Source organism: Protofrankia sp. CiP1_Cm_nod3, from assembly GCF_982290655.1.
On sequence record NZ_CEVIVD010000099.1, the window covers coordinates 1 to 3,341 of the forward strand.

Annotated in this window: 2 protein-coding genes; one reads left to right on the top strand and one right to left on the bottom strand. The window is 72.2% G+C overall.

Features of this window, described 5'->3' with window-relative positions; all coding sequences use genetic code 11:
* Positions 1–411: 411 nt before the first annotated feature.
* On the bottom strand, positions 412–1,305 hold the full coding sequence (locus AC5LUJ_RS17255) for a heme o synthase (RefSeq protein ID WP_250283332.1): 894 nt from the start codon (positions 1,303–1,305) through the stop codon (positions 412–414).
* Between the two features lie 883 nt (positions 1,306–2,188).
* Here AC5LUJ_RS17255 and tal point away from each other — a divergent pair.
* Positions 2,189–3,319 (top strand): transaldolase, encoded by a 1,131-nt coding sequence (tal, locus tag AC5LUJ_RS17260; protein ID WP_250283297.1) that lies wholly within the window; start codon positions 2,189–2,191, stop codon positions 3,317–3,319.
* The last annotated feature ends 22 nt before the right edge of the window (positions 3,320–3,341 follow it).

Genomic DNA, 3,341 nt, shown 5'->3' on the forward strand with positions numbered 1-3,341 from the left:
GGTCACCGCCGACCGGCCACCCCACCATCGCCGGCCCCAGCACCGCCGGCCCCAGCATCGCCGACGCCGCTGGCACCGCCGAGCAGCACCGGTCGAAAGCCCCGCTGTAACCCCGCTCCAGCCGCCCGCGCCCGTACCCGCGCGCCTGCGCCTGTAGGTGGTTCCCGTCACGATGGGGATGGTTTTCACCTACGGCAGCGGATGCCGTAGGTGAAAACCATCATCAGAACAACGGAAACCACCTACGGTTGCCTGCCTCCCGCTCACCTGTAGGTGGTCCCAGCGACGGTTCCCACCTGGACGACCACGAAGTTCCCCGGGCAGCGGTTCCGTTGTGGGCTCCGTCAGGCGGGATCCGTCCGCCCGAGCTCAGCGGGTCGGGTCAGCGGACAGCGGGTAGACGGCTTTCGGCTACGGGTGCCACAGGGCGGCCAGGGCCACCGCGGCGAACAGGAGCGTCAGGTAGGTGATGGACAGGTGGAACAGCCGCATGGGGCGGATCTGCCCGCCACGGCGGACGGAGCGGACCAGCCGGTGCGCCTCGACCAGGAACCAGCCGCCGAGCAGCGCGGCCACGACCAGGTAGGGCCATCCCGTGTCCGCGACCGGGACGAGCAGCAGGGACGTGGCGACCATCACGTACGAATAGCCGAGTATGCGCCTGGCGACCACCTCCGGTGACGCCACGACCGGCAGCATCGGGATCCCGGCGGCGGCGTAGTCGTCCCGGTACTTGATGGCCAGCGCCCAGAAGTGCGGCGGGGTCCAGAAGAAGACGACCGCGAAGAGCAGCACGGCGGGCCAGCCGACCGTACCGGTCACCGCGGACCAGCCGATGAGCACCGGGAAGCAGCCGGCCGCGCCACCGATGACGATGTTGGACGGGCTGCGGCGCTTGAGCCCGAGGGTGTAGACGAAGACATAGAACGCGATCGCCGCGTCGGCGAGCAGTGCCGAGGGCCAGTTGACCGCGAAACCGAACAGCAGGGTCGCGGCGACACCCAGCAGGACACCGAAGCGCAGCGCCTCGGCGGGTGTGACGTTCGCCCGCACCAGCGGCCGGGCGCGGGTACGCGCCATCACCTGGTCGATGTCGCGGTCGATGTAGCAGTTGAACGTGTTGGCGCTGCCCGCCGCGAACGTCCCGCCGACCAGGGTCGCGAGTATCAGCCACGGCGAGGGCAGGCCGCGCTCGGCCAGCAGCATGACTGGGATGGTCGTGATCAGGAGCTGTTCGATGATCCGCGGCTTGGTCAGGGCGAGGTAGGAACGCGCGAGCGCCCCGACCGGGCGGCGGGTCCTCATCGGCCCGGTCGGCCCGGTCGGGCCGTCCGGCCCGCCGCGCTCCCCGGAGGCCGGCGGCGCGGGCGTGGTCGGCTTCGGCAGGCTGGCTACCGGCGTGGACGCGGCCAGGGCGGACAGGACGACCTCGCGATCGGCGGGCGACACAGGCCACCCGCCCGGACTCGGGCCCCGGGGCGCCGGGGCTTCGCGGCGTGGTTCTACGACGTGTCGGAGTCTAACCGCCGGACGCCGCGCCAGGCGCGCGACCCGTCCAGAAGAAGATCCGTGGCCCTGGCCGGCACCCTGAGCAGCACCGTCGGCCCGGCCTGCGCAGACAGGGATGTCCCGGCGGCTTCCCCGCGGCATGGCCGTCGGCGTCGGCAGCGCTGCCGACGCTCCCGAAGCCACCAGCCCGGCTCCCGTGCCCCCGGGCCCGGTGACCGGGAAAGCGCGTCGGGCGGGCCGGAGGGCAGTGTTCCCGGCAGGTTCCCGGTTCCCGACACGTTCCCGGCAGGTTCCCGGCACGTCCCCGGCACGTCCCTGGCAGGTTCCTGGCAGGTTCCCGGCAGGTTCCCGGCCGGTCGTCCCCGGGCTTCTCGAGCTGTCCGGGCGCGGGGGTGAGGGGAGGAACGCGAGAGGGTAGGCCCATCCGTACCGGCAGATACGGCGTGGCCCGGCCCGTCCGTACCGGCAGCGGGGGACGGTCCGCCCCTACCGGTACTGGCGGCATGTACCGGCGGCATTTGGTGGGCCTGCCCCCACCGCCACGGTCCGGCGCTGACCGCCAGGGCGCGCCGACCACAATGGACACGACGACGGGCATGACAGACGACGGACATGACAACCGTAGGCGCCGAACCGTCCATCAGCACGCCAGCGCTCCCCGGAGAGGACGTCCACCACAATGACCGACCCCCTGGCCCTGCTGTCCGCCGCCGACGTGGCGGTCTGGCTCGACGACATCAGCCGGGACCGGCTGCGGACCGGCAGCCTCGCCGAGCTGGTGCGTACCCGCAGCGTCGTCGGCGTCACCAGCAACCCGACCATCTTCCAGAAGGCGATCAGCAGCGGATCGGCCTACGACGAGCAGCTGCGCGACCTGGCCGTCCGCGGCGTGGACATCGGCGAGGCCGTCCGCGCGATCACGACCGCGGACGTCCGCGCCGCCTGTGACGTGCTGCGTCCCGCCTACGAGGCCAGCGGCGGGGTGGACGGCCGGGTGTCGATCGAGGTCGACCCGCGGCTCGCCCACGACACCGAGCGCACCGTGGCCGAGGCCCGCGCGCTGTGGTGGCTGGTCGACCGGCCGAACCTGTTCATCAAGATCCCGGCCACCCTCGCCGGCCTGCCGGCGATCACCGCCACGCTCGCCGCGGGTATCAGCGTCAACGTCACGCTGATCTTCGGGCTCGACCGCTACGACGCGGTGATGGACGCGTTCATCGCCGGCATCGAGCAGGCCGCGGCGGCCGGTCTGGAGCTGCCCGGCATCACCTCGGTCGCGTCGTTCTTCGTCAGCCGGGTCGACACCGAGGTGGACCGCCGGCTGGAGAAGATCGGCACCGCCGAGGCAAAGGCCCTGCGCGGTAAGGCCGCGGTCGCCAACGCGCGGCTGGCCTACCAGCGTTACGAGCGGGCGTTCGCCACCGGGCGGTGGTCGGCGCTGGCGAAGGCCGGTGCCCGGCCGCAGCGGCCGCTGTGGGCGTCCACGTCCACGAAGGACCCGGCCCTGCCGGATACGATCTACGTGACGGAGCTGATCGCCCCGGGCACGGTCAACACGATGCCGGAGGCAACACTGCACGCGTTCGCCGACCACGGGGTGGTCCGGGGCGACACGATCAGGCCGTACTACGACGACGCCCACGCGGTGCTGGCCGCCCTGGCCGGTCTCGGCATCTCGTTCCCCGACGTCGTCGAGGTGCTCGAACGCGAGGGTGTGGAGAAGTTCGTGGACTCCTGGAACCAGCTGCTGACGGCGGTCGGGGAACAGCTCACGGCCGCCGGCGGCCAGCCGGGAGCGCTCACCGGCTGACAGACCTGACAGACCTGACAGG

Bases quoted from the DNA above. Each gene is read 5' to 3' on its own strand.
- AC5LUJ_RS17255 (WP_250283332.1), bottom strand. From the start codon at position 1,305: ATGAGGACCCGCCGCCCGGTCGGGGCGCTCGCGCGTTCCTACCTCGCC.
- tal (WP_250283297.1), top strand. From the start codon at position 2,189: ATGACCGACCCCCTGGCCCTGCTGTCCGCCGCCGACGTGGCGGTCTGG.